Raw genomic sequence first — 834 nt, forward strand, 5'->3', positions numbered from 1 at the left:
ATTGGTTACTTAAGAACGCAAAAGCGTCATCAAAGTTAAAGGATTTTCTCACGACTCGCTAACTAAAAGAAGTGGGAAGTAGAAGTTTAGGACAAGCATTTAATCCAACGGGCGGGCAAGATGAATATGTTCGAAAATCTCAGTTTAAAAATGAAGCTAGGGCTCGGCTTTGCCATCCCTCTCGTACTGTTCACAATTATCTCGGTGGTAGGAAGCCAGACGCTTTCCCATCTTATAGAGAGCCAAAAAACAGTCGATAAAGACCACAAGATTATCGAAAAAGGGGACGAGTTGTTCGCCGCTGTTACCGAAATGGAGTCCGGCTTACGAGGCTACCTCATCACTGGAAGAGAAAGCTACTTAGAGCCTTACCGAGAAGGGAAACAACATTTTGATAAGCTTATCGAGGCCGTTGCACCGCTTATTCAAGATGACTCAGCGCAAACAAGTCGCATTGATCAAGTTAGAATGCTGGAGCGTTCGTGGCAATCTGAGCACTTTCGCGAAGCAATAAATCTGCACGAGAAAATACTCTCAGGGGAGAGGCCATTAAGTACACTGACAAGCTTCGTAACGTCCAGTAATGGCCCCGTCTACATGGAAGACATGCGCAAGATTCTGCAAGATTTTATTGCCGAAGAACGCAAGTTGATCGCGATTCACCAAGATGAAAATAGCGCAACTGCTAGCTTTGCAACCACGAGCACGTACTTGGGCTCAGGCATCGCGATACTGATCGGCATTATCGCTGCCGCACTACTGACTCGAAACATCACTCGAGCGCTTGGCGGTGAGCCATCCTATGCCGCGAGCGTAGCAACCAAAATCGCTAAC

General features: G+C 46.8%; 1 protein-coding gene. It reads left to right on the forward strand.

From position 1 onward, the window contains the following. Nucleotides 1-120: 120 nt before the first annotated feature. Nucleotides 121-834 (forward strand): CHASE3 domain-containing protein (locus tag A3751_RS17865; protein WP_156492604.1); only part of this gene is annotated, 714 nt, incomplete at its 3' end.

Source organism: Oleiphilus sp. HI0080 (assembly GCF_001635135.1).